The 25,428-nt window shown below is 73.7% G+C and carries 28 protein-coding genes; 13 read left to right on the top strand and 15 right to left on the bottom strand.

Going from position 1 to position 25,428, the window contains the following annotated elements:
* Nucleotides 1-12: 12 nt before the first annotated feature.
* Nucleotides 13-957 (bottom strand): GNAT family N-acetyltransferase, encoded by a 945-nt coding sequence (locus tag ACIOJE_RS06610; RefSeq protein ID WP_400773766.1) that lies wholly within the window; start codon nucleotides 955-957, stop codon nucleotides 13-15.
* A gap of 200 nt (nucleotides 958-1,157) precedes the next feature.
* Between ACIOJE_RS06610 and fdxA the strand changes: the two genes are divergently transcribed.
* Both fdxA and dapC read left to right on the top strand, forming a co-directional pair.
* Nucleotides 1,158-1,484: a ferredoxin gene (fdxA, locus tag ACIOJE_RS06605; RefSeq protein ID WP_030061559.1), complete on the top strand. Its 327-nt coding sequence runs from the start codon at nucleotides 1,158-1,160 to the stop codon at nucleotides 1,482-1,484.
* 20 nt (nucleotides 1,485-1,504) lie between these two features.
* The gene (gene dapC, locus ACIOJE_RS06600) at nucleotides 1,505-2,653 is read left to right on the top strand and encodes a succinyldiaminopimelate transaminase (RefSeq protein WP_280676398.1); all 1,149 of its coding nucleotides are present in this window, start codon (nucleotides 1,505-1,507) and stop codon (nucleotides 2,651-2,653) included.
* An 81-nt stretch (nucleotides 2,654-2,734) separates the two neighbouring features.
* Here the strand turns inward: dapC and ACIOJE_RS06595 are convergent, their stop codons facing one another.
* Both ACIOJE_RS06595 and ACIOJE_RS06590 read right to left on the bottom strand, forming a co-directional pair.
* Nucleotides 2,735-3,502 carry a hypothetical protein gene (locus tag ACIOJE_RS06595; protein WP_280676649.1) on the bottom strand — a complete coding sequence of 256 codons (768 nt, stop codon included), beginning with the start codon at nucleotides 3,500-3,502 and terminating at the stop codon, nucleotides 2,735-2,737.
* A gap of 289 nt (nucleotides 3,503-3,791) precedes the next feature.
* Nucleotides 3,792-4,814 (bottom strand): hypothetical protein, encoded by a 1,023-nt coding sequence (locus ACIOJE_RS06590; protein WP_400773762.1) that lies wholly within the window; start codon nucleotides 4,812-4,814, stop codon nucleotides 3,792-3,794.
* A gap of 145 nt (nucleotides 4,815-4,959) precedes the next feature.
* On the opposite strand from ACIOJE_RS06590, the gene dapE reads away from it, so the two are divergent.
* Both dapE and ACIOJE_RS06580 read left to right on the top strand, forming a co-directional pair.
* Nucleotides 4,960-6,036 carry a succinyl-diaminopimelate desuccinylase gene (gene dapE, locus ACIOJE_RS06585; RefSeq protein WP_400773759.1) on the top strand — a complete coding sequence of 359 codons (1,077 nt, stop codon included), beginning with the start codon at nucleotides 4,960-4,962 and terminating at the stop codon, nucleotides 6,034-6,036.
* Nucleotides 6,037-6,159: 123 nt separating this feature from the next.
* A complete protein-coding gene (locus ACIOJE_RS06580) occupies nucleotides 6,160-6,969 on the top strand; it encodes a TIGR00730 family Rossman fold protein (protein ID WP_280676391.1) in 810 nt (269 codons plus the stop codon).
* Nucleotides 6,970-7,015: 46 nt separating this feature from the next.
* Here ACIOJE_RS06580 and folP read toward each other — a convergent pair whose 3' ends face one another.
* The gene (folP, locus tag ACIOJE_RS06575; RefSeq protein ID WP_280676632.1) at nucleotides 7,016-7,828 is read right to left on the bottom strand and encodes a dihydropteroate synthase; all 813 of its coding nucleotides are present in this window, start codon (nucleotides 7,826-7,828) and stop codon (nucleotides 7,016-7,018) included.
* Between the two features lie 178 nt (nucleotides 7,829-8,006).
* Between folP and ACIOJE_RS06570 the strand changes: the two genes are divergently transcribed.
* Together ACIOJE_RS06570 and ACIOJE_RS06565 are read left to right on the top strand one after the other, a co-directional pair.
* Nucleotides 8,007-8,429, top strand: coding sequence for a DivIVA domain-containing protein (locus ACIOJE_RS06570; protein ID WP_400773758.1), 423 nt, complete (start codon nucleotides 8,007-8,009; stop codon nucleotides 8,427-8,429).
* Between the two features lie 150 nt (nucleotides 8,430-8,579).
* On the top strand, nucleotides 8,580-9,185 hold the full coding sequence (locus ACIOJE_RS06565) for a DNA-3-methyladenine glycosylase I (protein WP_400773756.1): 606 nt from the start codon (nucleotides 8,580-8,582) through the stop codon (nucleotides 9,183-9,185).
* Here ACIOJE_RS06565 and ACIOJE_RS06560 read toward each other — a convergent pair.
* Entirely contained in the window at nucleotides 9,182-9,982 is an 801-nt protein-coding gene (locus ACIOJE_RS06560) for an enoyl-CoA hydratase-related protein (protein WP_280676387.1), read from the bottom strand. The genes ACIOJE_RS06565 and ACIOJE_RS06560 overlap by 4 nt on opposite strands.
* A 313-nt stretch (nucleotides 9,983-10,295) precedes the next feature.
* Between ACIOJE_RS06560 and ACIOJE_RS06555 the strand changes: the two genes are divergently transcribed.
* Nucleotides 10,296-10,463, top strand: coding sequence for a DUF3117 domain-containing protein (locus tag ACIOJE_RS06555; protein ID WP_014137929.1), 168 nt, complete (start codon nucleotides 10,296-10,298; stop codon nucleotides 10,461-10,463).
* 141 nt (nucleotides 10,464-10,604) lie between these two features.
* On the opposite strand, the gene ACIOJE_RS06550 is transcribed toward ACIOJE_RS06555, so the two are convergent.
* Nucleotides 10,605-11,267 carry an O-methyltransferase gene (locus tag ACIOJE_RS06550; RefSeq protein ID WP_280676630.1) on the bottom strand — a complete coding sequence of 221 codons (663 nt, stop codon included), beginning with the start codon at nucleotides 11,265-11,267 and terminating at the stop codon, nucleotides 10,605-10,607.
* A 258-nt stretch (nucleotides 11,268-11,525) separates the two neighbouring features.
* Here ACIOJE_RS06550 and sigE point away from each other — a divergent pair, with 258 nt between their 5' ends.
* From sigE to ACIOJE_RS06530, 4 genes are all read left to right on the top strand, one after another.
* On the top strand, nucleotides 11,526-12,257 hold the full coding sequence (gene sigE, locus ACIOJE_RS06545; protein WP_400668752.1) for an RNA polymerase sigma factor SigE: 732 nt from the start codon (nucleotides 11,526-11,528) through the stop codon (nucleotides 12,255-12,257).
* Entirely contained in the window at nucleotides 12,254-13,279 is a 1,026-nt protein-coding gene (locus ACIOJE_RS06540; RefSeq protein WP_280676376.1) for a zf-HC2 domain-containing protein, read from the top strand. Before sigE ends, ACIOJE_RS06540 begins: the two co-directional genes overlap by 4 nt.
* Before the next feature lie 137 nt (nucleotides 13,280-13,416).
* Nucleotides 13,417-13,866 carry a sec-independent translocase gene (locus ACIOJE_RS06535; RefSeq protein WP_280676374.1) on the top strand — a complete coding sequence of 150 codons (450 nt, stop codon included), beginning with the start codon at nucleotides 13,417-13,419 and terminating at the stop codon, nucleotides 13,864-13,866.
* Nucleotides 13,867-14,111: 245 nt separating this feature from the next.
* On the top strand, nucleotides 14,112-14,789 hold the full coding sequence (locus tag ACIOJE_RS06530; RefSeq protein WP_280676372.1) for a hypothetical protein: 678 nt from the start codon (nucleotides 14,112-14,114) through the stop codon (nucleotides 14,787-14,789).
* 76 nt (nucleotides 14,790-14,865) lie between these two features.
* Here ACIOJE_RS06530 and ACIOJE_RS06525 read toward each other — a convergent pair whose 3' ends face one another.
* From ACIOJE_RS06525 to ACIOJE_RS06510, 4 genes are all read right to left on the bottom strand, one after another.
* Nucleotides 14,866-16,026, bottom strand: a complete 1,161-nt coding sequence (locus ACIOJE_RS06525) for an Mrp/NBP35 family ATP-binding protein (protein ID WP_400773751.1) — start codon at nucleotides 16,024-16,026, stop codon at nucleotides 14,866-14,868.
* Nucleotides 16,027-16,082: 56 nt separating this feature from the next.
* Nucleotides 16,083-16,676, bottom strand: coding sequence for a DUF1003 domain-containing protein (locus tag ACIOJE_RS06520; protein WP_400668749.1), 594 nt, complete (start codon nucleotides 16,674-16,676; stop codon nucleotides 16,083-16,085).
* Nucleotides 16,677-16,725: 49 nt separating this feature from the next.
* Nucleotides 16,726-18,027: a magnesium transporter MgtE N-terminal domain-containing protein gene (locus tag ACIOJE_RS06515; protein WP_280676368.1), complete on the bottom strand. Its 1,302-nt coding sequence runs from the start codon at nucleotides 18,025-18,027 to the stop codon at nucleotides 16,726-16,728.
* A gap of 129 nt (nucleotides 18,028-18,156) precedes the next feature.
* Entirely contained in the window at nucleotides 18,157-18,696 is a 540-nt protein-coding gene (locus ACIOJE_RS06510) for a hypothetical protein (protein ID WP_280676366.1), read from the bottom strand.
* Between the two features lie 127 nt (nucleotides 18,697-18,823).
* Between ACIOJE_RS06510 and ACIOJE_RS06505 the strand changes: the two genes are divergently transcribed.
* Nucleotides 18,824-19,744, top strand: a complete 921-nt coding sequence (locus ACIOJE_RS06505) for a DMT family transporter (RefSeq protein WP_400773747.1) — start codon at nucleotides 18,824-18,826, stop codon at nucleotides 19,742-19,744.
* A 7-nt stretch (nucleotides 19,745-19,751) separates the two neighbouring features.
* Here the strand turns inward: ACIOJE_RS06505 and corA are convergent, their stop codons facing one another.
* Complete coding sequence (gene corA, locus ACIOJE_RS06500; RefSeq protein ID WP_280676364.1) at nucleotides 19,752-20,873, bottom strand: magnesium/cobalt transporter CorA; 1,122 nt, start codon at nucleotides 20,871-20,873, stop codon at nucleotides 19,752-19,754.
* Between the two features lie 424 nt (nucleotides 20,874-21,297).
* Between corA and ACIOJE_RS06495 the strand changes: the two genes are divergently transcribed.
* A complete protein-coding gene (locus tag ACIOJE_RS06495; RefSeq protein ID WP_400773744.1) occupies nucleotides 21,298-21,939 on the top strand; it encodes a suppressor of fused domain protein in 642 nt (213 codons plus the stop codon).
* A gap of 113 nt (nucleotides 21,940-22,052) precedes the next feature.
* Here the strand turns inward: ACIOJE_RS06495 and ACIOJE_RS06490 are convergent, their stop codons facing one another.
* The 4 genes from ACIOJE_RS06490 to ACIOJE_RS06475 all read right to left on the bottom strand — a co-directional run bounded on the left by ACIOJE_RS06490 (nucleotide 22,053) and on the right by ACIOJE_RS06475 (nucleotide 25,374).
* Complete coding sequence (locus ACIOJE_RS06490; protein ID WP_400773742.1) at nucleotides 22,053-22,913, bottom strand: PHP domain-containing protein; 861 nt, start codon at nucleotides 22,911-22,913, stop codon at nucleotides 22,053-22,055.
* Between the two features lie 110 nt (nucleotides 22,914-23,023).
* Complete coding sequence (locus tag ACIOJE_RS06485; protein ID WP_280676358.1) at nucleotides 23,024-23,662, bottom strand: DUF6758 family protein; 639 nt, start codon at nucleotides 23,660-23,662, stop codon at nucleotides 23,024-23,026.
* Between the two features lie 307 nt (nucleotides 23,663-23,969).
* Nucleotides 23,970-24,128: a hypothetical protein gene (locus tag ACIOJE_RS06480; RefSeq protein WP_280676647.1), complete on the bottom strand. Its 159-nt coding sequence runs from the start codon at nucleotides 24,126-24,128 to the stop codon at nucleotides 23,970-23,972.
* A 367-nt stretch (nucleotides 24,129-24,495) separates the two neighbouring features.
* Nucleotides 24,496-25,374 carry an alpha/beta fold hydrolase gene (locus tag ACIOJE_RS06475; RefSeq protein ID WP_400773739.1) on the bottom strand — a complete coding sequence of 293 codons (879 nt, stop codon included), beginning with the start codon at nucleotides 25,372-25,374 and terminating at the stop codon, nucleotides 24,496-24,498.
* Nucleotides 25,375-25,428 lie beyond the last annotated feature (54 nt).

Below are 25,428 nucleotides of genomic sequence, written 5' to 3'. Positions count from 1 at the left end.
CGGACGGCGGTGCTACCCCTGGGGGAGAAGGGCGTAGTGGTAAGTGTGACTGGTCGTGAAGCCGAGTCCGTCATAGAGCGCGATCGCACCGGCATTGTCCGCCTCGACCTGCAGGTATCCGCCGGTCGCCCCCTCCTCGGCGGCCCGGGCGGCGAGCACCGCCATGACGGTCGTGGCCAGTCCGGCCCGTCGGGCGTACGGCGCGACCTCGATCGCACCGAAGCAGGCCCAGGGCCCGTCGATGACGCAGCGTCCGATCGCCAGCGGCGGCTGCCCGGGGGCGCCGGGCACGGTGGCGAACCAGACCGACGGCCCGCCGTGCACCACCTGCCGGGCGGCCTCCTCCAGCGCCTCGTCCTCGCCGACCCGCCGGTAGAGCGAGAGCCAGGCCGCGTCCGCCGTCCGCGCGAGCCGGACCCGGTCGTGCCCGGAGCCGATCCGGGTGAGCCCGGCCAGCGGGGCCGTCCGGACCAGGGTGGGCGCGTAGCCGGCGCCCAGCCGGTCGAGCTCGGCCCGCAGGTCCGCCGGCGAACCGGGGGTGAGCACCTCGACGTACGCGGGCAGGTCGCGGGCCGTGTACCAGGCGCGGACGGCCGCGAGCGCGTCGGGCAGCGCGAGCCCGGGGTCGCCGAGCGCCTGCACCGAGTTGGCCCGCCGGGTGAAGCCGGCCGAGGCGCGCAGCGTCCACTCGCCGAGCGGTTCCTGTTCGACGGCGGGCCAGCCGCGGGCCGCGATCCGCTGGAGTTCGACGGGCGTGGCGGCGGGCAGGGGAGCGCGGCGGGCCGGGAAGAGCGGCACGACCTTGCCCGCGACCAGCAGCTTCTCGGCGAAGGAGACCGGCTCGCCGCTGCGCGGGGCGACCGTCAACCCATGATCGTCCCACGATGTGAGCACGCCGATCGCATCCCGGAACACCGGCCGGTCGCCCACGAACTCCGAGATGCGCCGGACGGACACGCGTCGTCCCACGTCAGAGCGATCTATCCGGACCTCCGGACGGTCCTGAACCGGCCCGGCTGCCGTCATCTGGGCACCTCCTGTGCATTTGCGGTCTCCGACCCGCGATACTAGGGGCGGGCATCGACGACGCCGCGCTCACCGCGCACGCGAGTAGAACAGAACGGGCCGCCACGGCCCTTCCGAGGAGGAACGACAGCGTGACCTACGTCATCGCGCAGCCTTGTGTCGACGTGAAGGACAAGGCGTGCATCGAAGAGTGCCCGGTTGACTGCATCTACGAGGGCGAGCGATCGCTCTACATCCACCCGGATGAGTGTGTCGACTGTGGCGCTTGCGAGCCGGTCTGCCCGGTCGAGGCGATCTTCTACGAGGACGACACTCCTGAGGAGTGGAAGGACTACTACAAGGCGAACGTCGAGTTCTTCGACGACCTGGGTTCTCCCGGCGGCGCCTCGAAGCTGGGCCTGATCGAGCGTGACCACCCGTTCATCGCCGCTCTGCCGCCGCAGAACGCCGACCACTGACGATCGGTGGAAACTGAGCTGTGAGCACCAACAGCACGCGCGCGCCGTTCCCGGGCCACCCGGGGGCGGCGCGCCGCGTTTCCGACCTCCTGCCGGTCTTCCCCTGGGACAAGCTGGAGCCGTACAAGGCGACCGCGCTGGCCCACCCGGGAGGTCTCTGCGACTTCTCGGTGGGCACCCCGGTGGACCCGGTCCCCGAGGTGATCCAGAAGGCGCTGGCCGCCGCCACCGACACGCCGGGCTACCCGACGGTCTGGGGCCCGGTGGAGCTGCGCGAGGCGGTCGCCGGCTGGCTGCACCGCCGCTGCGGCGCCGAGATCGGCCCGCAGGCCGTGCTGCCGACCGTCGGCTCCAAGGAGCTGGTGGCCTGGCTGCCGACCCAGCTCGGCCTCGGTCCGGGCGACCAGGTCGCCTACCCGCGGCTGGCCTACCCGACCTACGAGGTGGGCGCGCGGCTGTGCGGCGCGGAGCCGGTCGAGTACGACTCGGTGGACGAGCTGGACGGCTCCCGCGTCCGCCTGCTCTGGGTGAACTCGCCGTCCAACCCGACCGGCCGGGTGCTCGGCGAGGACGAGCTGCGCCGTACCGTCGCCTGGGCCCGGGAGCACGGGGCGCTGCTGGTCAGCGACGAGTGCTACCTGGAGCTGGGCTGGACGGCCGAGCCGGTCTCGGTCCTGCACCCGGACGTCTGCGGGGGCGGCCACGAGGGCCTGCTGGCCGTCCACTCGCTCTCCAAGCGCTCCAATCTGGCCGGCTACCGCGCCTCCTTCGTGGCGGGCGACCCGGTGGTGGTCAAGGAGCTGCTGGAGGTGCGCAAGCACGGCGGCATGATCGTGCCCGCGCCGGTCCAGGCGGCGACGATCGCGGCGCTGTCGGACGACGCGCACGTGGCGGAGCAGCGGGAGCGGTACGCGGCCCGGCGCTCGGCGCTGCGGACGGCGCTGGAGGCGTACGGCTTCCGGGTCGAGCACTCGGAGGCGAGCCTCTACCTGTGGGCGACGCAGGACCGCCCGTGCTGGGAGACCGTGGCCGAGCTGGCCGGGCTGGGCATCCTGGTGGCGCCCGGCGACTTCTACGGGCCGGCCGGCGAGCGCTTCGTCCGGGTCGCGTTCACCGCGACCGACGAGCGGGTGGCCGCGGCCGTGGAGCGGCTGAACGCGGCCCGCTAGTGCGGAGCGCGAGAGGGGCCGGTGTCCACCGACACCGGCCCCTTCGTCATGCCCTGCGATACCGCGCGATGCCGCGGACGGTTACAGCGGCAGGCCGCTGATGCTGCCGCCGTTCACACCGTGCAGCAGGCCGCCGACCGGGCCGAGTGCGCCGGTGAGGCCGGACAGCGGGTTGTTCGGGCCGAGGTCGGCGCCGCCGAGGCGGTTGGCCGAGCCGTGCTCGGCCAGGCCCAGGACGTCGGTGCCGGGCAGGGCCGGCAGCGCGCGCTGGACGGCGCCGAGCGGCAGCGCGTCGGTGACGGCGTTGGTGCCGGGGACGGCGCCGGCGAGCTTGTCGGCGCCGGGCAGGCCCTGGGCGACGGAGCCGGCCTGGGAGAGCCCGCCGACCGGGCTGGCGGCGGCGCTGCGGGTGCCGACGCCCTTGCCGGTGACGGCCTCGCCGAGCTTGTCGGCCAGCGCGGAGGCGACCTTCGGGGTGACGGCGGAGAGCTGGCCGGTGGTGGCGGCGGTCTGGTCGACCGGGGCGGTCAGCGAGCCGGCCTTCTCGTTCGCCTCGGGGAGCTGGTGGGCGACGATGGTGCCGGCGGCGTCGGCGGAGGCCGGTACGCCCGCGGCGACGGTGGCGGCGCCGGTGCTGCCGGCGGCCTGGCCCAGCTGGTGGGTGGTGTGCTGGAGGGTGGAACCGGTGTCGGTGTTGGTCAGCTGGCCCAGCGGTGCGGCCAGGTCGCTCTTGGGCAGCAGGGCGTCGCCGCCCAGGGCGGACGCGGAGCCGGCCGCGACCAGCGGGGTCGCTCCGGCCGCCACGAGCAGCGCGGCGCTGGCGATCCGGCGCGTGAGGGGGTGAGACATGGGGCTCCTCGAAGGGTCTGGGTCCGTCCCGTCCGCCGGGCGGACGACGTTGTTACCGCTTGAGAAGCCAGAAGGTTTCGGCCTGAGCAAGGAAAGTTTCTGACCGACCATCGGATCGTATGACCATGGCGACGTCGCCCGGCGGGGCCCGTCCGACCCGGTGGACCCGGCTCCGGGCAAGGGGAGTGACGGTTCTCCACCGGGGGTCGCCGGAGCGGGCGCCGCGTCCACCGAGGTTGACCGGGTTCACCCGTACGGCGGCAACCCGTACGTCAGTGCATCAGCCCTTTCAGGACGTGGCGAGGGTGACCTGAACGAGTTTGGTCGACGTCCCGGAGGTCTGCGGCTGCCAGCCGTCCTCCGACTTGGTCTTGCGCCAGATCTTCCCGTCGTAGGCGACCGTCGCGATGCCCAGCTGCTGGGCCTGGGCGACCGCCCAGTGGGCGACCTCCCAGCCGCTCGCCAGCTCGGCGCTCACCCCGGCGTCGGCCCCGGCGTCGGACGAGGAGGTCAGCGCGGCGGCGGACGGGTCCGGGGTCAGCGCGATCGCGTTCTCGGCGCCCTTGATGGTCGAGGTGTACCCGGTCTCCGGGGTCACCGTGCGGCCGAACTCCCGGCGCACCCGGTCGGACAGCACCTGGGCCCGGTCCGGCGCGGCGGTCGGGGAGGCCGAGGCGCCCGCGGCGGGCGCGGCCGCGTCCGCCGGGTCCGGCTTGGTGTAGTCGTGCACCACGCAGCTGAACGAGCCCGGTACCCGGCCGGCCAGCGCCGAGGAGAGCAGCGTCGCCTTGGTCTCGTGCTTGGCGTACGCCTGCGGGTAGCCGCTCTTCTGCACCGCCTGGGCCGCGTCGGTCAGCGGCAGCCGGGTGTAGCCGGGGACCTTGACCAGGCCGTCCAGGAACTTGTTGGTCGCGTAGACCGGGTCCTGGATCTGCTGCGGGGTGCCCCAGCCCATCGAGGGCCGCTGCTGGAACAGGCCGAGCGAGTCCCGGTCGCCGCCCGCGAGGTTGCGCAGCTTGGACTCCTGCATCGCGGTGGCCAGCGAGATGGTGGTCGCCCGGTCCGGCAGCCCGCGCGAGCGCGCCACCGCGGCGATCGTCGCGGCGTTGGCCGCCTGCGGGATCTCCAGGGTGCCCTCGCCGGCCGGGGTCTTCACCGAGCAGCCCTCGGGCTCGGTCTTCCCCTCGCGCAGCCACCACAGGCCGACCGCGATCACCGCCAGGACCAGCAGCACGATCAGTACCGCGCGCAGCGGCCTGCGACGGCGGGGCGCCGACTCCTCGCCCAGCTCATCGCTCTTTCTCCTGGCCACCGTCGCCCCTCTCGCGCCTGCTTCTTGATCCGACACCGTACCCACTCGGACGGGTGAGCGGCGCCACCCGGTTGCCGTTGGCCGTCACGTTCCGTGTCACAGAACAGCCACACGGGCCACACAACGCGACGACTAGGCTGGCGCCATGAGCAGCCCGAACACGACGCCCCTGGACCTCACTCTCGACGGCGGCGCGCTGACCGCCCGGCTCGTCGACTTCCCGTCGGTGAGCGGCGACGAGCAGGCGCTCGCCGACGCCGTGGAGGCCGCCCTGCGCGGCTACCCGCACCTGACCGTCGACCGGTACGGCAACAACGTGGTCGCCCGCACCACCCTCGGCCGCCCCGAGCGGGTCCTGCTCGCCGGCCACCTGGACACCGTGCCGATCGCCGACAACCTGCCCTCCCGCGTCGAGGGGGACCTGCTCTACGGCTGCGGCACCTCGGACATGAAGTCCGGCGTCGCCGTCCAGCTGCGGCTCGCCGCCACCCTGCCCGAACCCAACCGCGACCTCACCTTCGTGTTCTACGACTGCGAGGAGGTGGAGGCCCACCGCAACGGCCTCGGCCACCTCGCCGCGGAGCACCCGGAGTGGCTGGCCGGCGACTTCGCGGTCCTGATGGAGCCGAGCGGCGCGGTCGTCGAGGGCGGCTGCCAGGGCACCCTGCGGGCGCAGATCCGGCTCACCGGCGTGCGCGCGCACGCGGCCCGCAGCTGGCTCGGCGACAACGCCATCCACCACGCCGCCGAGGTGCTCACCCGGCTCGCGGACTACCGGCCGCGCCAGGTGGAGATCGACGGCCTGGAGTACCGCGAAGGCCTGAACGCGGTCCGGATCGACGGCGGCGTGGCCGGCAACGTCATCCCGGACGAGTGCGTCGTCACGGTCAACTTCCGCTACGCGCCGGACCGCAGCGAGGAGGACGCGGAGAAGCACGTGCGCGAGGTCTTCAACGGCTTCGAGCTGACCGTCACCGACTTCGCCCCGGGCGCGCTGCCCGGGCTCTCCCAGCCGGCCGCGCAGGCCTTCCTGGCGGCCACCGGCGGCCAGGCCCGGGCCAAGTTCGGCTGGACCGACGTCGCCCGGTTCAGCGCGCTGGGCGTCCCGGCGGTCAACTACGGCCCCGGCGACCCGAACCTCGCGCACAAGCGGGACGAGCACTGCTCGCTGAGCTCCATCGCCGAGACCGAGGACCGGCTGCGGACCTGGCTGACCAGCTGAGGCGCCGGGCCGACGGGCGGCCGGCCCAACCGGCCGCCCATCGGCTGAACGCCATCTTCCGGTCGTCCAACCGACCTTCTCCTGTTGCCTGAAATCGGGGATCGCCAGGCGTAGGGTTTCGTCATGACAGGCACAGGAGACGAAAAGCACTACGGACACGGCCCCGAGCAGGTCGGCGTGCCGCGGAAGACGAAGGCCTGGCCCGAGAAGCAGAAGGGCCCGGTGCTGGTGCGCCGGGACCAGGTCGGCACGAGCACCACGGACCAGCGACTGCTGGACACCACCGGCCCGACCGACTGGCTGCACACCGATCCGTGGCGGGTGCTGCGGATCACCTCCGAGTTCGTCGAGGGCTTCGGCGCCCTCGCCGAACTCCCCGCCGCGATCAGCGTCTTCGGCTCCGCCCGGACCCCGGTCGACTCGCCCGAGTACGAGGCCGGCGTGGCCATCGGCCGGGCCCTCGCCGAGGCCGGCTACGCGGTGATCACCGGCGGCGGACCGGGCGCCATGGAGGCCGCCAACCGCGGCGCCTCCGAGGCCGGAGGCCTCAGTGTCGGGCTCGGCATCGAGCTGCCCTTCGAGCAGGGCCTCAACGAGTTCGTCGACCTCGGGCTGAACTTCCGTTATTTCTTCGTCCGCAAGACGATGTTCGTGAAGTACTCCCAGGGCTTCGTGGTCCTGCCCGGCGGGCTCGGCACGCTGGACGAGCTGTTCGAGGCGCTCACCCTGGTGCAGACGAAGAAGGTCACCCGCTTCCCGGTGATCCTCTTCGGCAGCGCGTACTGGGGCGGCCTCTACGAGTGGCTGAAGCACACCCTGGTCGCGCAGGGCAAGGCGGCCCAGCACGACCTGGAGCTGTTCCACATCACCGACGAGATCGACGAGGTCATGAAGATCCTCGCCGACGCCCGCCGGCCGGTGAACGAGATCTAGGACCGAGATCCAGGACCGAGAGCCAGGACCGTAGGGCCGGCAGGCCCTACGCCAGCCCCCGGCGGGCGACCGCCGGGGGGCGGGTGCCCCGGATCGAGGCGACCATGTCCAGCACCTGGCGGGTCTCCGCGACCTGGTGCACCCGGTAGACCTGCGCGCCCAGCCAGGCCGAGACCGCCGTGGTGGCCAGGGTGCCGAGCAACCGCTCGTTCACCGGCCGGTCCAGCGTCTCGCCGACGAAGTCCTTGTTGGACAGCGAGACCAGCACCGGGAAGCCGGTCGCGGTCATCTCCGGCAGCCGCCGGGTGGCCTCCAGCGAGTGCCGGGTGTTCTTGCCGAAGTCGTGCCCGGGGTCGATGATCACCGCGTCCCGCCGCACGCCCAGCCCCACCGCCCGCTCGGCCAGGCCGATGGTCACCCGCAGGATGTCCGCCATCACGTCCTGGTAGCCGACCCGGTGCGGCCGGGTGCGCGGCTCGGCGCCGCCCGCGTGCGTGCAGACCAGCCCGACGTCGTGGCGCGCGGCCACCTCGGCGAGCTTCGGGTCCACCCCGCCCCAGGCGTCGTTCAGCAGGTCGGCGCCCGCCGCGCAGACCGCCTCGCCGACCTCGTGCCGCCAGGTGTCCACGCTGATCACGGCCTCCGGGTGGCGCTTGCGCAGCTCGGCCACGAACGGCACGGTGCGTCGCAGCTCCTCCTCCACCGTGACCTCGTCGCCGGGCCCGGCCTTCACCCCGCCGATGTCCAGGATCGCCGCACCCTCGGCCATCGCGCGGTCGGCGGCGGCGAACGCGGCCTCGTCCGCGAAGGTGGCACCCTTGTCGAAGAACGAGTCCGGTGTCCGGTTGACGATCGCCATGATCACCAGCTCGTCGTCGCCGAATTCCCGCGGTCCCAGGCGCAGTGCCACCGATGTCTCCTCCACAGCTGCTGCGGGTGCGATGATGGCCCCCGGCCTCACAGGGACCATGCTGTCATGATCAGTTTGGTCGTGGGCACTTCGCAGCAGGCCGGCCGGGAGTTCGGGAGGACAGCTCGTGTTCTGGGTGATCGTGGTCGCCATGGCCGTCGTGGTGGGCGGCGCCGCGCTGGTGGCGCTCGGCGGGGGCGGCTCGATGCCGGAGGCGGTGCAGGACCGCATCGCCGCCCGGCTGCCGCAGGACCGTCCGTTGAGCAAGTCGGACGTGGACGACCTGCGGCTGCCGATGGCCGTCCGCGGCTACCGGATGGACGAGGTCGACGACGTCCTGGACCGCCTCGGCGCCGAACTCGCCTACCGCGACTCGCGGATCGCCGAACTGGAGGCCGCCGCCCACCTGCGCGGCGCGGTCGAGGCGACCAACGGCCCGGACGCCGGCGCCGAACCGCTGCCCGGCCTGGAGGAGTTCGCGAAGGTGGTCGAGCCGGCCGTCGCGCTCACCAAGCAGCCCGAGGACGCGAAGCCGGTGGGGGACCAGTGAGCGAACGGGGTGGGCTCGTCATCGTGGGGTGCGTGTGGGCGATTGCCCCTGCCGAGCGCAGCGAGGTGGGCGCATGAGCGAACGGAGTGAGCTCATCATCGTGAGGTGCGTGTGGGCGAATGCCCCTGCCGAGCGCAGCGAGGTGGGCGCATGAGTGTTCCGGTCGAGGGCGCGGTACTCGGCGCGGACGGCCTGCGCCGCTGCGCCTGGGGCGAGTCGACGGACGACTACCGGCTCTACCACGACACCGAGTGGGGCCGCCCGGTGCACGGCGACGACGCCCTGTTCGAGCGGGTCTGCCTGGAGGCCTTCCAGTCCGGACTGTCCTGGCTGACCATCCTGCGCCGCCGGGAGGGCTTCCGGTCCGCGTTCGCCGGCTTCGAGATCGCCAAGGTCGCCGAGTTCGGCGAGGCGGACGTGGAGCGGCTGCTCGCCGACGTCGGCATCATCCGCAACCGGGCCAAGATCGAGGCGTCGATCGCCAACGCCAAGGTCGCCCGCGACCTGGACGGCGGCCTGGACGCGCTGATCTGGCGGTTCGCCGCCGCCCCGGACCGGCCGGCCCCCCGCACGCTGGGGGAGGTGCCGGCCGTCACGCCCGAGTCGACCGCGCTCGCGAAGGCCCTGAAGAAGGAGGGCTTCCGCTTCGTCGGCCCGACCACCGCCTACGCCCTGATGCAGGCCTGCGGCCTGGTCGACGACCACCTGGCGGACTGCCACGTCCGCACCGCCGGGACCCGCGGGGACGAGCGCTAGCGGCCCAGGTACGTGGGCTTCTCCTTGGCGACGAAGGCGCGGACCGCGATCCGGTGGTCCTCGCTCTCGCCGGCCAGGGTCTGCAGCTCGTCCTCCTTGTCGAGCAGTTCGTCCAGCGAGTGCGAAGCGCCGTACGCCAGCGACTCCTTGATGGCGCCGTAGGCCAGCGTCGGGCCCTCGGCCAGCTCCCGGGCGAAGGTCCGCGCGGTGGCGGCGAACTCCTCGGCCGGCACCACCCTGGTGGCCAGGCCCAGCTCCATCGCCTCGGCGGCCTTCACCGTCCGGGGCAGCATCAGCAGTTCGGTGGCCTTGGCGTGCCCGACCAGCCGGGGCAGCGTCCAGGAGGCGCCGGAGTCGGCGGTCAGGGCGATCCCGGCGAAGGCGGTGTTGAAGCCCGCCCGGTCGGAGAGGATCCGGAAGTCGCAGGCGAAGGCCAGCGAGGCGCCCGCGCCGGCCGCCACCCCGCCGACCGCGGCGACGGTCGGCTTGCGCATCCCGGCCAGTGCCCGCACCAACGGGTTGTAGTGCTCGGCGACGGTGCCCAGCGCGGTCTCGCCGGTCTCCTCGGCCCGCTTCAGCATCGTCAGGTGCTCGTTCAGGTCCTGCCCGACGCAGAACGCGCGCTCGCCGGCCCCGGTCAGCAGCACCGCGCGCACCGCCGGGTCCGCGGCCGCGGCGACCACGGCGTCCCGCAGCGCGACCTTGGTCGCGACGTCCAGGGCGTTCATCGCCTCCGGGCGGTTGATGGTGATGACGGCCAGGCCGCCGTCCAGCTCGTACAGCACGGAATCGGACATGGGCGAGGGGCTCCCTTGTGCTCGGATCGGTTGTTCTCGGCTCGGTGTCGGTCGTGTGCCAGGATGCCGGAGCATCCGGCCGGCTGGGGAGTGTGAGGTATCGCACCTTCCGGCGACGTGCGCACCGCCGCCACGCCGGGGCTTATGACGGCAATTGCGGCGCTTGGGGGCGGTCCGGCCGATGTTGCACCGAGAGTGATGTTGGTCATCAGGCCGTGGCATGCGGGATAATGGCTTCCGATCAATGCGTTCGATACCGGCGGTGGACGGACTGCCGGTGCGTAGCTGAGCGGTTGCAGGAAGGGGAACGAGCATGGCGGCCATGAAGCCGCGGACGGGTGACGGCCCGCTCGAAGTCACCAAAGAGGGACGGGGCATCATCATGCGCGTTCCGCTCGAAGGCGGCGGACGCCTTGTGGTGGAGCTCACGCCTGACGAGGCCGACGCGCTCGGCGAGGCCCTGAAGAAGGCCTGCGGCTGACCGCAACGGGTGCTCGTCATCTCCTGGAGATGTGCTGCCGGGCCCGGGTACGACGTCACGTCGGCCCGGGCCCCGCGACGTTCCGGGGTCCGGGCCCGTGGGCCGCGGTCGGTCTGAGGGCCGCCGCCCGCGGGCGGGCCGCTAGCGCTTGACGGCGCAGAGCAGCCCGTCCGAGACCGGCAGGAGTGCCGGCAGCAGCGCCTCACTCTCCCGGACGGCCTGGACGAGGTCGCGTACCGCGCCCGTCTGCGGGTCCTGCAGCTCCGGCTCGGCCAGTCGGCCCTCCTGGAAGACCCCCTCGAAACAGACCATCCCGCCCGGCCGCAGCAGCCGCAGCGCCTCGGCCAGGTACTCCCGCGACTCGGCCGGGTCGCCGTCGCAGAACACCAGGTCGTACTGGCCGTCGGCGAGCCGCGGCAGCACCTCCAGCGCCCGGCCCGGTATGAACCGCGAGCGGTTGGCCGCGAACCCGGCCGCGTGGTACGCCTCGCGGGCCAGCTGCTGGCGCACCGGCTCCGAGTCGACCGTGGTGAGCACGCCGTCCGGCCGCATCCCGCGCAGCAGGTACACCCCGGACACACCTGTCCCGGTGCCGATCTCGGCCACCGCCTTGGCGTCCAGTGCGGCGGCCAGCAGCCGCAGGCACGCCCCGCCGCTGGGCCCGATCGCCCGTATCCCGGTACGCGCGGACTGGGCCCGGGCGTAGGTCAACACCGCGTCCTCGCCGACGTAGGTGTCGGCGAGGGCCACGCGCGCGGGCCCGAACTCGCTGATGGCTGCCTCTTTCGGAGCCCCGGGTGACAGCCCGGTGCCGGGGGAAGTCGATATTTCCTGGCACAGATTACTGGCCGACCGGGAACCGCGTACGGCGGCGGGCCGTTGTCACCAAGGACCGGGTACGGGAGACCTCCCGGGCACTTTTATCCGGGCTTGACGGGTGAGGTGGATATGGTGGTGGCCCTGCTGGGCAGAAGAGCCGACCGAGGAGGTGTGGCCGAGGGCGACGTCCCCGTGCGGCGGCACACCCGCGGCACCGCGTCGGCCCGTACGCCGAAGCCCGTGATGAACCAGCCTGCGCACTCCGACCTGGACCAGCCCGCCGCCGAAACGCCGGCCGCCGGTACCACCGAGGCCCCCGCCCTCGCGACCTTCACCGAGGGCCCCGACGCGCAGACCTGGACTCCGCCCTCCTGGGAGGAGATCGTCGAGGCGCACAGCGCCCGCGTCTACCGCCTCGCCTACCGTCTGACGGGCAACCAGCACGACGCCGAGGACCTCACCCAGGAGGTCTTCGTCCGGGTGTTCCGTTCGCTGTCGACCTACACCCCCGGCACGTTCGAGGGCTGGCTGCACCGGATCACCACCAACCTGTTCCTGGACATGGTCCGCCGCCGCCAGCGCATCCGCTTCGACGCGCTCGGCGAGGACGCGGCCGAGCGGCTCGCCTCCCGCGAGCCCAGCCCGGCCCAGCACTTCAGCGACACCCACTTCGACGCCGACGTGCAGCACGCCCTGGACACCCTCGCCCCGGAGTTCCGGGCCGCCGTGGTGCTCTGCGACATCGAGGGCCTGTCCTACGAGGAGATCGCCGCCACGCTGGGCGTCAAGCTCGGCACCGTCCGCAGCCGCATCCACCGCGGCCGCTCGCACCTGCGCGCCGCGCTCAAGCACCGCGCCCCCGGCTCCGCCCCCGGGCGCGAGCGCCGTGGCGGCTCGGAGGAGCCGGTGCCGGTGGGCGCCGCCGCCGTCGAGGGCGCGCTCGCGCCGGGTGCGCGCGGACGGAGGCGATCGTGAGCGGAACCGGCCGGTCCGGGCCGGGCCAGTCGGACGCGTCCGGCCGGTCCGCGGCCCGGCGGGGCTGGGCGCTGCCCGGCCGCCGCGGCAGCGACGAACCCGGTGAGCCCCTGCTGCCCGCACTCCCGCTGCCGGGCGAGACGGCGCTGCGCGCGGTGCCGGTGCGCGCCGCCGAGCCCGCCGCCGAGGAACACCACCTGGGCGAGCGCCTCTCCGCGTTCCTGGACGGCGAACTCGGCCACGACTCGCGCGAGCGCGTCCAGGCCCACCTGGCGACCTGCCCGCAGTGCCTCGCCGAGGCCGACGAGGGCCGGGCCGTCAAGCACCTGCTGACCCGTACCGGCACGCCCGGCCCGTCCTCCGGCCTGATGGCCCGCCTGATGGCCGTCGGCGGCCTGCCCGACGACGACCCGGCGGACACCGACTGGCCCACCGGCCGCGGCACCCGCGGTGACGACGACGACCTGCCCGGCGGCGGGGTCGCGGCCGCCGGCACGCTCGGCGGCAGCCGGCTCACCGGCGGCTCCTTCGGCCGCGGCGCAGGCGCCTCCTTCGGCGCGGGCGCGCTCGGCGCCGGCACCCCGGTGCCCGGGGTCGACCCGCGGGCCTTCGGACGCGGCGGCGCGGTGCTGCGGCCGCTGATGGGCCGGCGTACCGGCCGCCCCGAGGCCGCGGCCCGTCCCGAGAGCCCCGTCCGGCCCCGTCCGGCCGCAGCCGCCGCCGTCCGTTCCGCCGCGCCTCGCGGGCGCCGCTTCGTCTTCGCCGCCGCGGGCGCCTTCTCGGTCGCCGCGGTCACGCTCGGCGGCGTCGGAGGCCTCAGCACCCAGGGCGAGGACCAGCACAGCACCTCGGTCAGCCCGGGCTCCAGCACCGGCCGCACCGGCGGCCTGGTCCCGATGACCGCACAGATCCCGGTGGACTTCCCGGCCCGCCCCGTCGCCGCGACCCGCGCCGCGACCCCGCCGCCCGCCCCGGACCGGAACCCGGGCGGCCTCCCGGCACTGCGCCAACAAACCCGCTAGAGCGGATCTCGCACCCCGGTCGAGACGGCCCTGGCCGTCGGCAGGTCTTTACCACGGCTTCATCACAGCGTGGACCAGGGACCCGCCGATGGCCATTACCCTGTAGAGACCGTCGTCCGACGAGCTAGGGAGCTTAGGTGTTCAGCGATGTAGGCGGGCTGGAGCTCCTGACCCTGGTCGTGATGGCGATCATCATCTTCGGACCGGACAAGCTGCCGAAGCTGATCCAGGACACCATGGGCTTCATCCGGAAGATCCGTTCCTTCGCCGACAACGCGAAGGAGGACATCCGCAGCGAGCTGGGGCCCGAGTTCAAGGACTTCGAGTTCGAGGACCTGCACCCCAAGACCTTCGTCCGCAAGCAGCTCATGGGCGGCCAGGAGGACCCGCTGGGCCTCAAGGAGATGAAGGACTCGCTCGACATCCGCTCCGTCCTGGACGACAAGCCGGCGGCGCCGGTGAACGGCCGCAGCGGCAGCGTCAGCTTCGAGAAGCCCGCCGCCGCGGCGGCAGCCCCGGCGGCAGCCTTCACCGGAGCGCCGCTGCAACCCGGCGAGCGGCCCCCGTTCGACCCCGACGCGACCTGACCGGACCCCGGTCCCGTCGCCGCCGCGCCCCGGCGCAGGCCCCGTAGCACGACACCGCCGCCCCGCCCGGCCACCCGGCTGAGCGGGGCGGCGGCGTGTGCGCCGCTATTGTGCTGATTGTTCCCGCTGAGCCGTCCGTCACGTTCCGCGCTGTCGCGGACCAGGATCGGCCCCCGGGGACGGCGCGGTACGCCACGATGGGAGCGCGCCACGGCAGGCACACATGCGTTTGAGGAGGCCCGGGGATGGACGCGACGAGTCAGGCGGTGGGGACGACGGCCACGGCCGGCGGCCCGGTGGTCGGCGGGCAGGCCGGCCCGCCGGACCCGCTGGTGCCCTACCTGTCCGCAGACTTCCCCTGGTACGGCCTGGACGACGGCTGGACCGGCCGCCGCTACCTGATGCAGGCCGGCGCCGGCGGCCCCCGCGGCGGGGCGGCCGGCAGCGTCGACTACGGCACCCTCGGCCACGGCGAGGAGCCGGCCCGGCAGTACGAGCCGCGCGACATGCGCAGGTTCGCGGTCGTGGTCACGGTGGCCCGCCGCGACAGCCGTCGCAGCGCCGACAACACCGGCACCCTGGAGGCGACCTCCGCCTCCTCCGCCGCCTGGCTGGCCGGCTCCGGCCTGCTCGCGTCGACCTGGCCCGGCCAACTCGACCGCGCGCTGCGCCAGGACTGGCTGGACCAGCAGAGCGCCCTGGCCTGGGACCTCGCCGACGACCTGGCCGGCCCCGGCTGGTCCACCCTCAGCCTGCCGGTCAACGGCCTGCCGCAGCCCTTCCGCTACCGCGAGTCCGAGTACGGCTGGGTGCTCGCCGGCGAGGCCCCCGGCGTCCTGCTCGGCGCCTACGGGCGCGGCGTCAGCGCCTACGGCACCGGCTTCTCCACCGTCCCCGACCTGACCGCCTACGCCCGGCCGTAGGCCCCGCGAAGACGCCGAAGGGGCCGGGTGGTTCGAAACCACCCGGCCCCTTCGGGGCTGTCAGGCCGATCCGCCGTCAGAACTTGTTCTTCGGCGTCAGTCCGAGGGAGAGCCCGGAGAGGCCGCGCTGACGCCCGCCGAGCTTGCCGGCGACGGCGCGCAGGGCGGCGCCGGCCGGGGAGTCGGGGGCGGCGAGCACGACCGGGCGGCCGTCGTCGCCGCCCTCGCGCAGGCGCACGTCGATCGGGATCGAGCCGAGCACCGGGACGGTCGCGCCGACGGTGCGGGTGAGCGCGTCCGCGACGATCTGGCCGCCGCCGGTGCCGAAGACGTCGATCATCTCGTCGCAGTGCGGGCACGGCATGCCGGACATGTTCTCGATCACGCCGACGATCTTCTGGTGGGTCTGCACCGCGATGGTGCCGGCCCGCTCGGCCACCTCGGCGGCGGCCATCTGCGGGGTGGTGACGATCAGGATCTCGGCGTTCGGCACGAGCTGCGCGACCGAGATCGCGATGTCGCCGGTGCCGGGCGGCAGGTCCAGCAGCAGGACGTCCAGGTCGCCCCAGTACACGTCGGCCAGGAACTGCTGGAGCGCGCGGTGCAGCATCGGGCCGCGCCAGACCACCGGGGCGTTGCCCGGGGTGAACATGCCGATCGAGATGACCTTCACGCCGTTCGCCTGCGGCGGCATGATCATGTCCTGGACCTGGGTGGGCCGGCCCTCGACGCCCAGCATGCGCGGCACGCTGTGGCCGTAGATGTCGGCGTCCACGACGGCGACCTTCAAGCCGTCGGCGGCCATCGCGGCGGCCAGGTTGACCGTCACCGAGGACTTGCCGACGCCGCCCTTGCCGGAGGCGACGGCGTAGACCCGGGTCAGCGTGCCCGGCTTGGCGAACGGGATCTCCCGCTCGGGGGCGCCGCCGCGCAGCAGCTGGGAGAGCTCCTTGCGCTGCTCGTCGCTCATCACGTCGAGCTCGACCTCGACGCCGGTCACGCCGGCGACCTTGCCGACCGCCTCGCGGACCCGGGTGGTGATGGTGTCGCGCATCGGACAGCCGGAGACGGTCAGGTAGACCGCGACGCGCACCGCGCCGCCCTCGGCGATCTCGACCGATTTCACCATGCCGATCTCGGTGATCGGGCGGTTGATCTCCGGGTCGTTGACGGTCGCCAGCGCCTGGCGTACGGAGTCCTCCGTGACGCCGGCCGCGACCTCTGTCTCGTTGGCCATGTCTTGATGGTACGGCGCTCGGCGGATCCCCTAACCCGCCGGTAGCGTGCCGCCGGTCACAGCGTCTCGGAGGGCTCCCGGCGCTCGTCGATCTCCTTGAGCAGGGACTGCAGTTCGGAGCGGATGCTCCCCAGCTCGGAGGCGATGAAGGCCCGGGTGGCGACCTCGCCGAGCCCGTGCCGCAGCGCCGCGACCTCGCGGGTGAGGTACTCGGTGTCCGCGATGTTGCGGTCGCTGCGGGCCCGGTCCTGCTCCATGTTGACCCGGTCCCGGTTGTCCTGGCGGTTCTGCGCGAGCAGGATCAGCGGGGCCGCGTACGAGGCCTGGAGCGACAGCACCAGGGTGAGGAAGATGAAGGGATAGCTGTCGAACCGCACGTTCTCCGGCAGCAGGGTGTTCCAGGCCACCCAGACGATGATCACCACCGTCATCCAGACGATGAACCGGCCGGTGCCCAGGAAGCGCGCGATCCGCTCGGAGAGCTTGCCGAACGCCTCCGGGTCGTAGGAGGGCAGGGTGATCAGGCCGGGCCGGGCGGTGCGGGGCTGGTCGAGCCGGGTGCGGGCCGGGCCCGCCACGGAGATCTCGGTGCGCCGGTCCCGGCCGCCCTCGCGGCCGCGCAGTTCGCGCAGCTGGCGCAGCTCCCGCAGCTCGCTCTGGAGGCGCTGGCGGGGGGACTCGTCCCGCCGTCCCTTGCGGTCAGCGTCCACCGTGCACCTCTTCCCTCGGGTCGTCTTCCCCCGCGTCGTCGTGGCCGTGCAGCACGGACTCGCGCCAGTCCTCCGGCAGCAGGTGGTCGAGCACGTCGTCGACGGTCACCGCGCCGATCAGGTGGTCGGCCTCGTCGACGACCGGCGCGGACACCAGGTTGTAGGTCGCCAGGTAGCTGGTGATCAGCGACAGCGGGGTGTCCGGCGGTAGCGGGTCCAGGTCGTCGTCGACCAGCGAGCCGACCAGCACGTACGGCGGCTCGCGCAGCAGCCGCTGGAAGTGCACGGTGCCCAGGTACTTGCCGGTCGGGGTCTCGTTCGGCGGCCGGCAGACGTACACCTGCGCGGCGAGCGCGGGCTTGTGGTCGGAGACCCGGATGCGGGCGAGTGCCTCGGCCACGGTCGCGTCCGGCTCCAGCACGACCGGCTCGGTGGTCATCAGACCGCCGGCGGTGTTCTCCTCGTACGACAGCAGGCGGCGGACGGGCTCGGCCTCCTCCGGCTCCATCAGCTGGAGCAGCCGCTCGGCCTCGTCGTCGGGCAGCTCGGAGAGCAGGTCCGCGGCGTCGTCCGGGTCCATCGCCTCCAGGATGTCGGCGGCGCGTTCGTCCTTGAGCTTGCCGATGATCTCGACCTGGTCGTCCTCGGGCAGCTCCTCCAGGACGTCGGCGAGCCGCTCGTCGTCGAGCGCGGCGGCCACCTCGGCGCGGCGCTTGGCGGACAGGTGGTGCATGACGCTGGCGAGGTCGGCGGCGCGCAGCTGGTCGAAGGTGGCGAGCAGGTTGGCGGCGCCCTGGTCCTGTTCGGGCAGCGCGAAGCCGGTGACGTCCTGCCAGTCCAGGGTGAGCCGCTCGCCCTTGCCCTTGCGCAGCCGGCCGGCCCGGCCGACCTGGACGAAGACCCGGCTGATCTCCCACTCGCGCAGCCGGGTCTGCACCATCCCGACGTCCAGCACGGTGACGTCCTCACCGGTCTTGGACCAGGTGACGGTGCGGTCCAGCAGCTCGGCGAGCACCAGGGTCTCGGACGGGCGCTGCTCGAAGCGCCGCAGGTTGATCACGCCGGTGGTGAGCACCTGACCGGACTCCAGGCTGGTCACCCGGGTCATCGGCAGGAAGATCCGGCGCCGGCCGACCACCTCGACCACCAGGCCGAGCACCCGCGGCGGGCGTCCGCCGAGGCGCAGCGAGACGACCACGTCCCGGACCCGGCCGACCTGGTCGCCGTTCGGGTCGAAGACGGCGAGGGCGGAGAGATGGGAGATGAAGACCCGGGTGCCTGGCCCTGCCATGAACTCCCTCGACTCGTTCGACGCGGTGCCTGGTACGCCGGGGCGCACCCGCGGCCAAGGCTACCCGCGCGTCGGGGACCCGGCCCGACGAGGCACGGTACACATCCGAGGAGTCCCGGGCGTGAATCTTTAGCGGCGCTTGAACAGCAGTTTGGGCAGGCCGGCCGGGATCGGGCGCCGGGTGGTGGCCGGGGTGGGCATCGGCTGGGCGGCGTGCGAGCCGTCCGGCATGGTGCCCGGACGCTCGGTGAGCGCGCCGGCCGGCTCCAGCCGCAGCACCCGGCACTCGCGGGCCCAGCGGTCGGCGATGGTGTCGGTGTCGGGCGCGTTCAGCCGCTTGCCCTTGAGCTCCTCGACGGCGCCCAGCCAGGCCTCGCCGCCCGGGGGCAGCTCCGAGACCCGGGCGTTCCAGCCGGTCAGCCGGCCGCCCTTGTCCTTGCTGCGGACGGTCACCACCGCGCCGGATCCGGCGGTCAGGCCGTGCAGCGGCTGCTCGCCGCCGTCGCCGACCACCACCACCGCGCCGTCGTACCAGGCGTGCCAGAGCGGGCGGGACTGTTCCTGGCCGTCCGCGCGGACCCAGAGCAGGCCGGACTTCTTCGCGGCCTCCTCCAGCAGGGCCCGGTCGAGGAGGTCGTCGGCGGTTGCGGCGGCGGTCGTACGGTCCATGGCGCACAGCGTACGGCTTCTCCCGTCCACGAGGTGTCTCAGCCGTCGGGCGACAGTTCCATCGCCCATCCACGGGCCTTACCGTAGGAGCGCCCGACCCAGCCCACGTGACCAGCAGAGGAGCGCCGTGCCCGCCGCCCGGCCCGCGACCGCACCCGCCGCCACCGCCGCGCCGCCGGCGCACCCGCTGCCCACCCTCGACCTGCTGCTGCTCGCCGTCTCGATCGCCGGCATCTCGCTGTCCGGCCCGCTGATCAGCGCCACCGCCGCACCCGCGCTGGCGATCGCCTTCTGGCGCAACGTCATGTCGGTCGGCGTCCTCGGCCCGTACGCGCTGCTGCGCCACCGTGCCGAGCTGCGCGGGATCGGCCGGCGGGCGCTGCTGCTCGCGACGGCGGCCGGCGCGCTGCTCGCGGTGCACTTCGCGCTCTGGATGCCCAGCCTGCGGATGACCTCGGTGGCCTCGGCGACCGCCCTGGTCACCACCACCCCGCTGTGGACCATCCTGCTGATGCGGCTGTTCGGCGCCCGCGCACCCCGGATGGTCTGGCTCGGCACGGGTGTGGCCTTCGCCGGCGTGCTGGTGCTGACCGGCGTCGACCTCTCGCTCTCCCCGCGCGCGCTGCTCGGAGACGCCCTCGCCCTCGGCGCGGGCCTGGCGGCGGCCGGGTACGTGCTGCTGGGCGCGGAGGTCCGCAAGACCGTCAGCACCACCGCGTACACCCTGGTCTGCTACGCCACCACGGCGGTGGGCCTGCTGGCGATCTGTCTGGTCGCCGGGGCGCCGCTGTCCGGCTGGCCGGCCGGGGTGTGGTGGCAGATCGTGCTGCTGATGGTGGCCGCCCAGCTGCTCGGCCACTCGCTGAGCAACCGCGTGGTGCGCGCCCTCGGCCCGTCGATCACCTCCACCGCGATCCTGCTGGAGACCCCGGGTGCGGCCCTGATCGCCGCTCTCTGGCTCGGTCAGTGGCCCCCGGCGGCCGCCTACCCGGCGGTGGTGCTGATCCTGATCGGCCTGGTCCTGGTCGCCCGCGGCGGCCGCCGCTGAGGACGCCTCAGAGCCAGCCGTTGCGGCGGAAGCCCCGGTACATCCCGATGCAGATCAGGACGATCCCGCCGAGCACCATCGGATAGCCGTACTTGTGGTGCAGTTCGGGCATGTACTCGAAGTTCATGCCGTACACACCGGTGATCATGGTGGGCACGGCGAAGATCGCCGCCCAGGCGGTGATCTTGCGCATGTCCTCGTTCTGCGCCACCGAGACCTGCGCCAGGTTGGCCTGGAGCAGCGAGTTGAGCAGCTCGTCGAAGCTGTGGACCTGCTCGGTGACCCGGGCCAGGTGGTCGGCGACGTCCCGGAAGTACTTCTGGATGTCCGGGTCGACGAGGCGCTGCAGTGGCTCGGACAGCTGCTGCATCGGGCGCAGCAGCGGCACCACGGCGCGCTTGAACTCCAGGACCTCGCGCTTGAGTTGGTAGACCCGGCCGACGTCGGCGCTGCGCCCGCCCTTGGCCGAGAAGACGCCGTACTCGATCTCGTCCACGTCGTTCTGCAGCCGCTCGGTGACCAGCAGGTAGTTGTCCACGACGTGGTCGGCGATCGCGTGCAGCACCGCCGAGGGGCCCTTGGCGAGTAGCCCGGACTCGTCCGCGTCGGCCTCCAGCCGGTGCCGCAGCTCCTGGAGCGAGCCGTGGCCGCCGTGCCGGACGGTGATCACGAAGTCCCGCCCGGCGAAGACCATCAGCTCGCCGGTCTCCACCACCTCGCTGGTCGGGGTGAGCTGGTCGTGCTCGACGTAGCGGATGGTCTTGAAGACGGCGAACAGCACGTCGTCGTAGCGCTCGACCTTGGGCCGCTGGTGCGCGTGCACCGCGTCCTCGACCGCGAGCGGGTGCAGGCCGAACCGCTGGGCGATGCCCTCGAACTCGGCCTCGGTCGGCTCGTGCAGCCCGATCCAGCTGAACGAGCCCTTGCCCTCCGGGAGTTGGTGTGCGGCCTTGACCCGGCGGGCGGCCTCGCGGGGGCTGCAGGTCTCGCCGTTGCGCTTGCCGTGCTGGTAGACCGCGCAGTCCACGACCGCCGACCCGGCGCCCATCGGGACGGCGTCGTACCCGCCGACCGCGGACCGGCGGCGGTTGGTGCGGACGGCGGCGCGCAGGCTGTTGATCATCGACATGGCAGGCTCCCTGGGACAGGAGCCGCCGCACAGCGGCGTCGGAGTCCCCCGGTCGGAGGCGGGGGAGGAACGGGCGGCCGTGGTGCGACGGCGAAGAACACCGGTGAAGGGGGATCGGGGTGCTCTCCCGGCCGGTCCGTCCGCGTTCGGTCTGCCCGGGCTACCTCGGCTGGTTCAGCCGGTTCAGCCTGCGTGGCGAGGGGTACGGGGAGGACGGGGCCGGGTAGAGCTGCCGGTACTGCATGGTCGGCCGGTATCCACCGCAACCACCTCCTTCGCGCCGCTGCCCCGGGGACGAAGCGTTCCCGGTGGCCAGTCGCTCACCCTAACATCTGACCGGCCATCGGTGCCCGGGCTTTCCCAAGGCTTTGCCCGGGGTCGCCCGTCCGCGGCCGGTCCGCCCCCGCGGGTTACGCTCACCGGCATGGCGCACGACTTCCCGCTCTTCGGCGAACCCCACGGTGGCAGCTCCCCGGCGCTCTCCCGGGAGGCGGTGCTGGCCGCCGTCGAGGCCAGGCTGATCACCACCTTCGGCGCGTCGAGCGGCCGAGCCGCGGTCACCTTCCTCGGCACCGACCGGATCGAGGTGCTGCGCTTCGGACCGGACGCCGACGGCCTGGTCCGGTACGCGACGCTCGGCATGTCCGCCGCGCCGATGGCCGACCCGACCGCACCGGTCGCCGACCAGCTGCGCGGTCCGCGCGCCGAACTGGTGCTGACGGTGCGCGGCGGGCGCGACAGCGTGCTCCGCAGCCTCGCCACCCTCGCCGCGACGCCGCAGGTCGAGGGCTTGGTGGTGGCCCCGGGCAGCTCGCTCGACCTGGGCGCCCCGCTCTGGGACGGCGCGCCGTTCACCTCGGTGCTGGCCGCCGAGCCGGGCGGCCTGGTGCCGGACCTGGAGCTGGACGAGCCGGCCGACCCGGTCCGCTTCCTGCCGCTGCTGCCGATGACGCCCAACGAGGCCGGCTGGAAGCGGGTGCACGGCGCGGCCGCGCTCCAGGAGCGCTGGCTGAACCAGGGCACCGACCTGCGCGATCCGGACCGGCGCGGCGTCCGGCTGGACTGACGGCGGCTCAGTGGCGGGGCCGGGGCCGGGCGTACGCGTCGATCGCACGGGCCGGGCGCGCGGGTCGGGCCGGCACCCCGCCGCCGCGCCCCCGCACGCGGGGCGCGCGGCCCTCAGGCCCCGATCGGCTTCGCGCCGGTGGCCTGCTCCAGCAGCGCCTCGTACACCGCCGGATCGGTGGTGTACTCGCCGAGCCGGACGGTCTTGCGGGTGCCGTGGTAGTCGCTGGAGCCGGTGACCAGCAGCCCCAGCTCGCCGGCCAGGCCGCGCAGCCGCACCCGGGTCTGCTCGTCGTGGTCGATGTGGTCCACCTCCAGCGCCGCCAGCCCGGCTGCCGCGAGGTCGGCGATCACCTGGTCCGGGACGGTCCGCCCGCGTTTGACCGCGCCGGGGTGGGCGAACACCGGCACCCCGCCGGCCGCCCGGACCAGCCGGACCGCCTCGACGGGGTCGGTCTCGTGCTTGCGCACGTCCGCCCGGCCGCCGTTGGCCAGCCACTCGGGGGTGAAGGCGTCCGAGACGGTGGCCACCACGCCCGCCTCGATCAGCGCGCTGGCGATGTGCGGCCGTCCGACCGAGCCCGCCCCGGCGATCCGCGCCACCTGCTCCCAGCTGATGTTCGCCCCGAGTTCGCGGCAGCGCTCGACGATCGCCCGCCCGCGCCGGAACCGGTCGGTGCGCACCAGCTCCCGCTCGCGCGCGAACTCCGGCTCGTCCGGGTTGAACAGGTACGCCAGCAGGTGCATGCTGACGCCGCCCACCGCGCAGGACAGCTCGGCCCCCGGGACGACGGTCAGCCGGGTGCCGACCGGCAGCGCGCGCACCGCCTCGGCGGCCTCGGCGTGGCCCGCGACGGTGTCGTGGTCGGTGAGCGCCACGACGTCCAGGCCCGCGGCCACGGCCGCCGCGACCAGCTCGGCCGGGGTGTCGGTGCCGTCGGAGGCATTGCTGTGGGCGTGCAGGTCGATGCGCACGGGGCGGACTCCTGGAGGCTCGTGGGTGCCGCCCAGGATAGGACAGGCCCTAAGGCGTGTCTGACAGTTCCCGCCGGGCGTGCGATCCGACGCGAATTGCCAGACACGCCTTAACCGAGCAGGCGGGGGGAGAGGGCCCCGCAGGGGAGCAGGTCCAGTTCGGCGCCGGCCTCGCGCAGGTCGGTGAGGACCAGCTCGTCGTACATCACCAGGGCGGACTGCTCGGGCCAGGCGACCGCCCAGAGCCAGAGCCCGCGGGCCTCGCCGGCGAACACCGCGCGGTCGACCGGGGCGTCCGGGACGTGGAACATCGGGGTGGGCCGCCCGGCGGCCATCAGCTTGGCGTCGGCGGGCTTGTAGAGGCCGACGGAGTCGCCCGGGTCGGGTCCGGCCAGTCCGGCGTAGCGGGCACCGAGGCCGACCCCCAGTTCCTCGGCGATCAGCACCAGCTCGCCGAAGCCGCCGAGCGGCGCCGGGCCGGAGCAGGCGACGGCGGTGGCCCGGGCTCCGGAGACGTCGTCGCCGACGTGCGCGATGCCGGTGTAGAGCCAGCCGACCGGGAGCGGCCAGGGCAGCCAGACGGGGACCTGCGAACGGGCGACGGCGACGCCCAGGGCCTCCACGCTCGGTGGCAGGACGGGCTGCATCGGGTGCACGGCTCCGTGCCGGTCGCACTGCCACGTGTCTGAGAACAGACCGGGGGCGCGGACCCGACCGGCGCACCTCGGGCAGCTTGGCTCGCCCCTCATAGCCGACAACGCTCCTCCCTCCGGACCGCCGCGTCAAGGACGATCACCCGTACGGAGGGCGCGGCGGCACCTGTCGGTGGCGGGGCCCGTCCGACGCGGGGTGGGGCGCGGTACGGGCGGTTCTCGTTGGGGGATGTCCCGTGGCGGGCGACGGCAAACGTCGGGGGCGCCGGGCCCGGACGCACTGACGCCCCGTCATCGGCGATCGCGGTGACGGGGCGTCAGTCGGGTATCGGAACGTCCGGATCGGATGCTCCTGGCTCGTCGGCGGCGGGTGAGGTCTCCCGGTCGGAGGCGCCGCGCGTGGTCAGACGGTCGGGCACGGGCGGATGAGCAGGCGCTCGCCGGTGCGGGCGGCGGCCTGGACGACCTCGCGGACGGTCTCGGCGTCGGCTATCAGACGGCCGGCGGCGGAGCCGTTGACGTCGTCCAGCCGGACGATCTCGAAGCGCATGGTCTTCGTCATGGGCGTCTCCTTTCCTGGCCCCGTCGGTCGGGGCGATTGCGGCTGAGTGGGTACCAGCCCTTTCGGGGTCCTGCGGGTCCGGCGGTGCGGCCGGATCGTTCGGTTCGTGCGCGTGGCGGTCTGCTGCGGCAAGGGCTCCCCCTACTTGCCTGGTGCGTCTGGTGCCTCGTGAACCACGGTGACGTGGTGGTGCTTCCGGGCCGTTGCCCGACCGTAAAGTCCAGGTTTCGGCTGATTCGCGCCGACGCGGAGGCCGGCGATGATTCCCGGACAGAATCAAAGATTACCGTAACTAACGAATTTTGTCCTGCGTTGAGGGCGGTCGAACTTCGAGAAGTGGTTCAGACCACTCTCCGGATCGGTCCGGTCAGGCCCAGAACGCGGCCAGCGCCTCGGCCGTGGCGGCCGGCCGTTCGGCGTTGGGGGAGTGGCCGGCGTCCTCGACGACCACCCGGCGGGCTCCCAGGCGCTCCGCCATCCCGGTCTGCTCCGGCACCGGCCAGGCGTAGTCCCGCACCCCGGACAGCACCAGCACCGGCAACTCGGCGGTGGCGGCGGCCAGCTCCGCCACCCGGTCCGGCGCGGCGACCAGATGGCCGCCGGTGACGGTCAGCGCCAGCGGCACGTTGGCCAGCCAGCGGCGGTGCAGGAACTCCTCGACCGCCGGTTCCGGGCGCTGCCGCCGGTCCCCGCTGCCCTCCTCCAGCTGTCGCATGACCTGCCAGATCTCCTCCAGGCCCATGACCGGCAGCACGTCCAGCAGCAGCTTGGTGCGGGCCGCCTCGGCCGGGTCGATCGCGCCCGGGCCGGTGGACATCAGGGCCAGCGAGCGCCACGACGGCGGGCCGTCCGCGGCGGCGGCCAGCACCGCCTCCCGGACCACCTGGCCGCCGAAGGAGTGCCCCAGCAGGTGCGGCGGCGGCCCGCCGTCCGCGGCCAGGGCCTCGGTGAGCGCCCGGACGTCCGCGCCCAGCGCCTCGACCGCGTACGCGGCCGGGTCGTCCGGGCCGCCGGTCTCGTACTGGCCGCGCTGGTCGACGGCGGTCACCCGGTAGCCGGCCGCCGCCAGCGGCTCCAGCAGGGCGATGAAGTCCTCCTTGCTGCCGGTGAAGCCCGGGACCAGCAGCGCCGAGCCGCGCACCGGCCCGTCCGGCTCCGCCCGCAGCGCGGCGAAGGTGCCGCGGGCGGTCGACAGCCGCAGCGCCCGGGCGCAACGGGGGAGGGTGAGGAACGGCGGGGTGCTCATGGGCTGCTCTCCTGCGGGCGAGATAGGGCCCGCCCGGCTGATCCGGCAAGATCG

It is taken from the genome of Kitasatospora sp. NPDC087861, from assembly GCF_044742585.1.
In the GTDB taxonomy this organism is placed as follows: domain Bacteria; phylum Actinomycetota; class Actinomycetes; order Streptomycetales; family Streptomycetaceae; genus Kitasatospora.
Note: the sequence above shows the minus strand (reverse complement) of the source record. Positions and strands in the feature narration are given on the sequence as shown.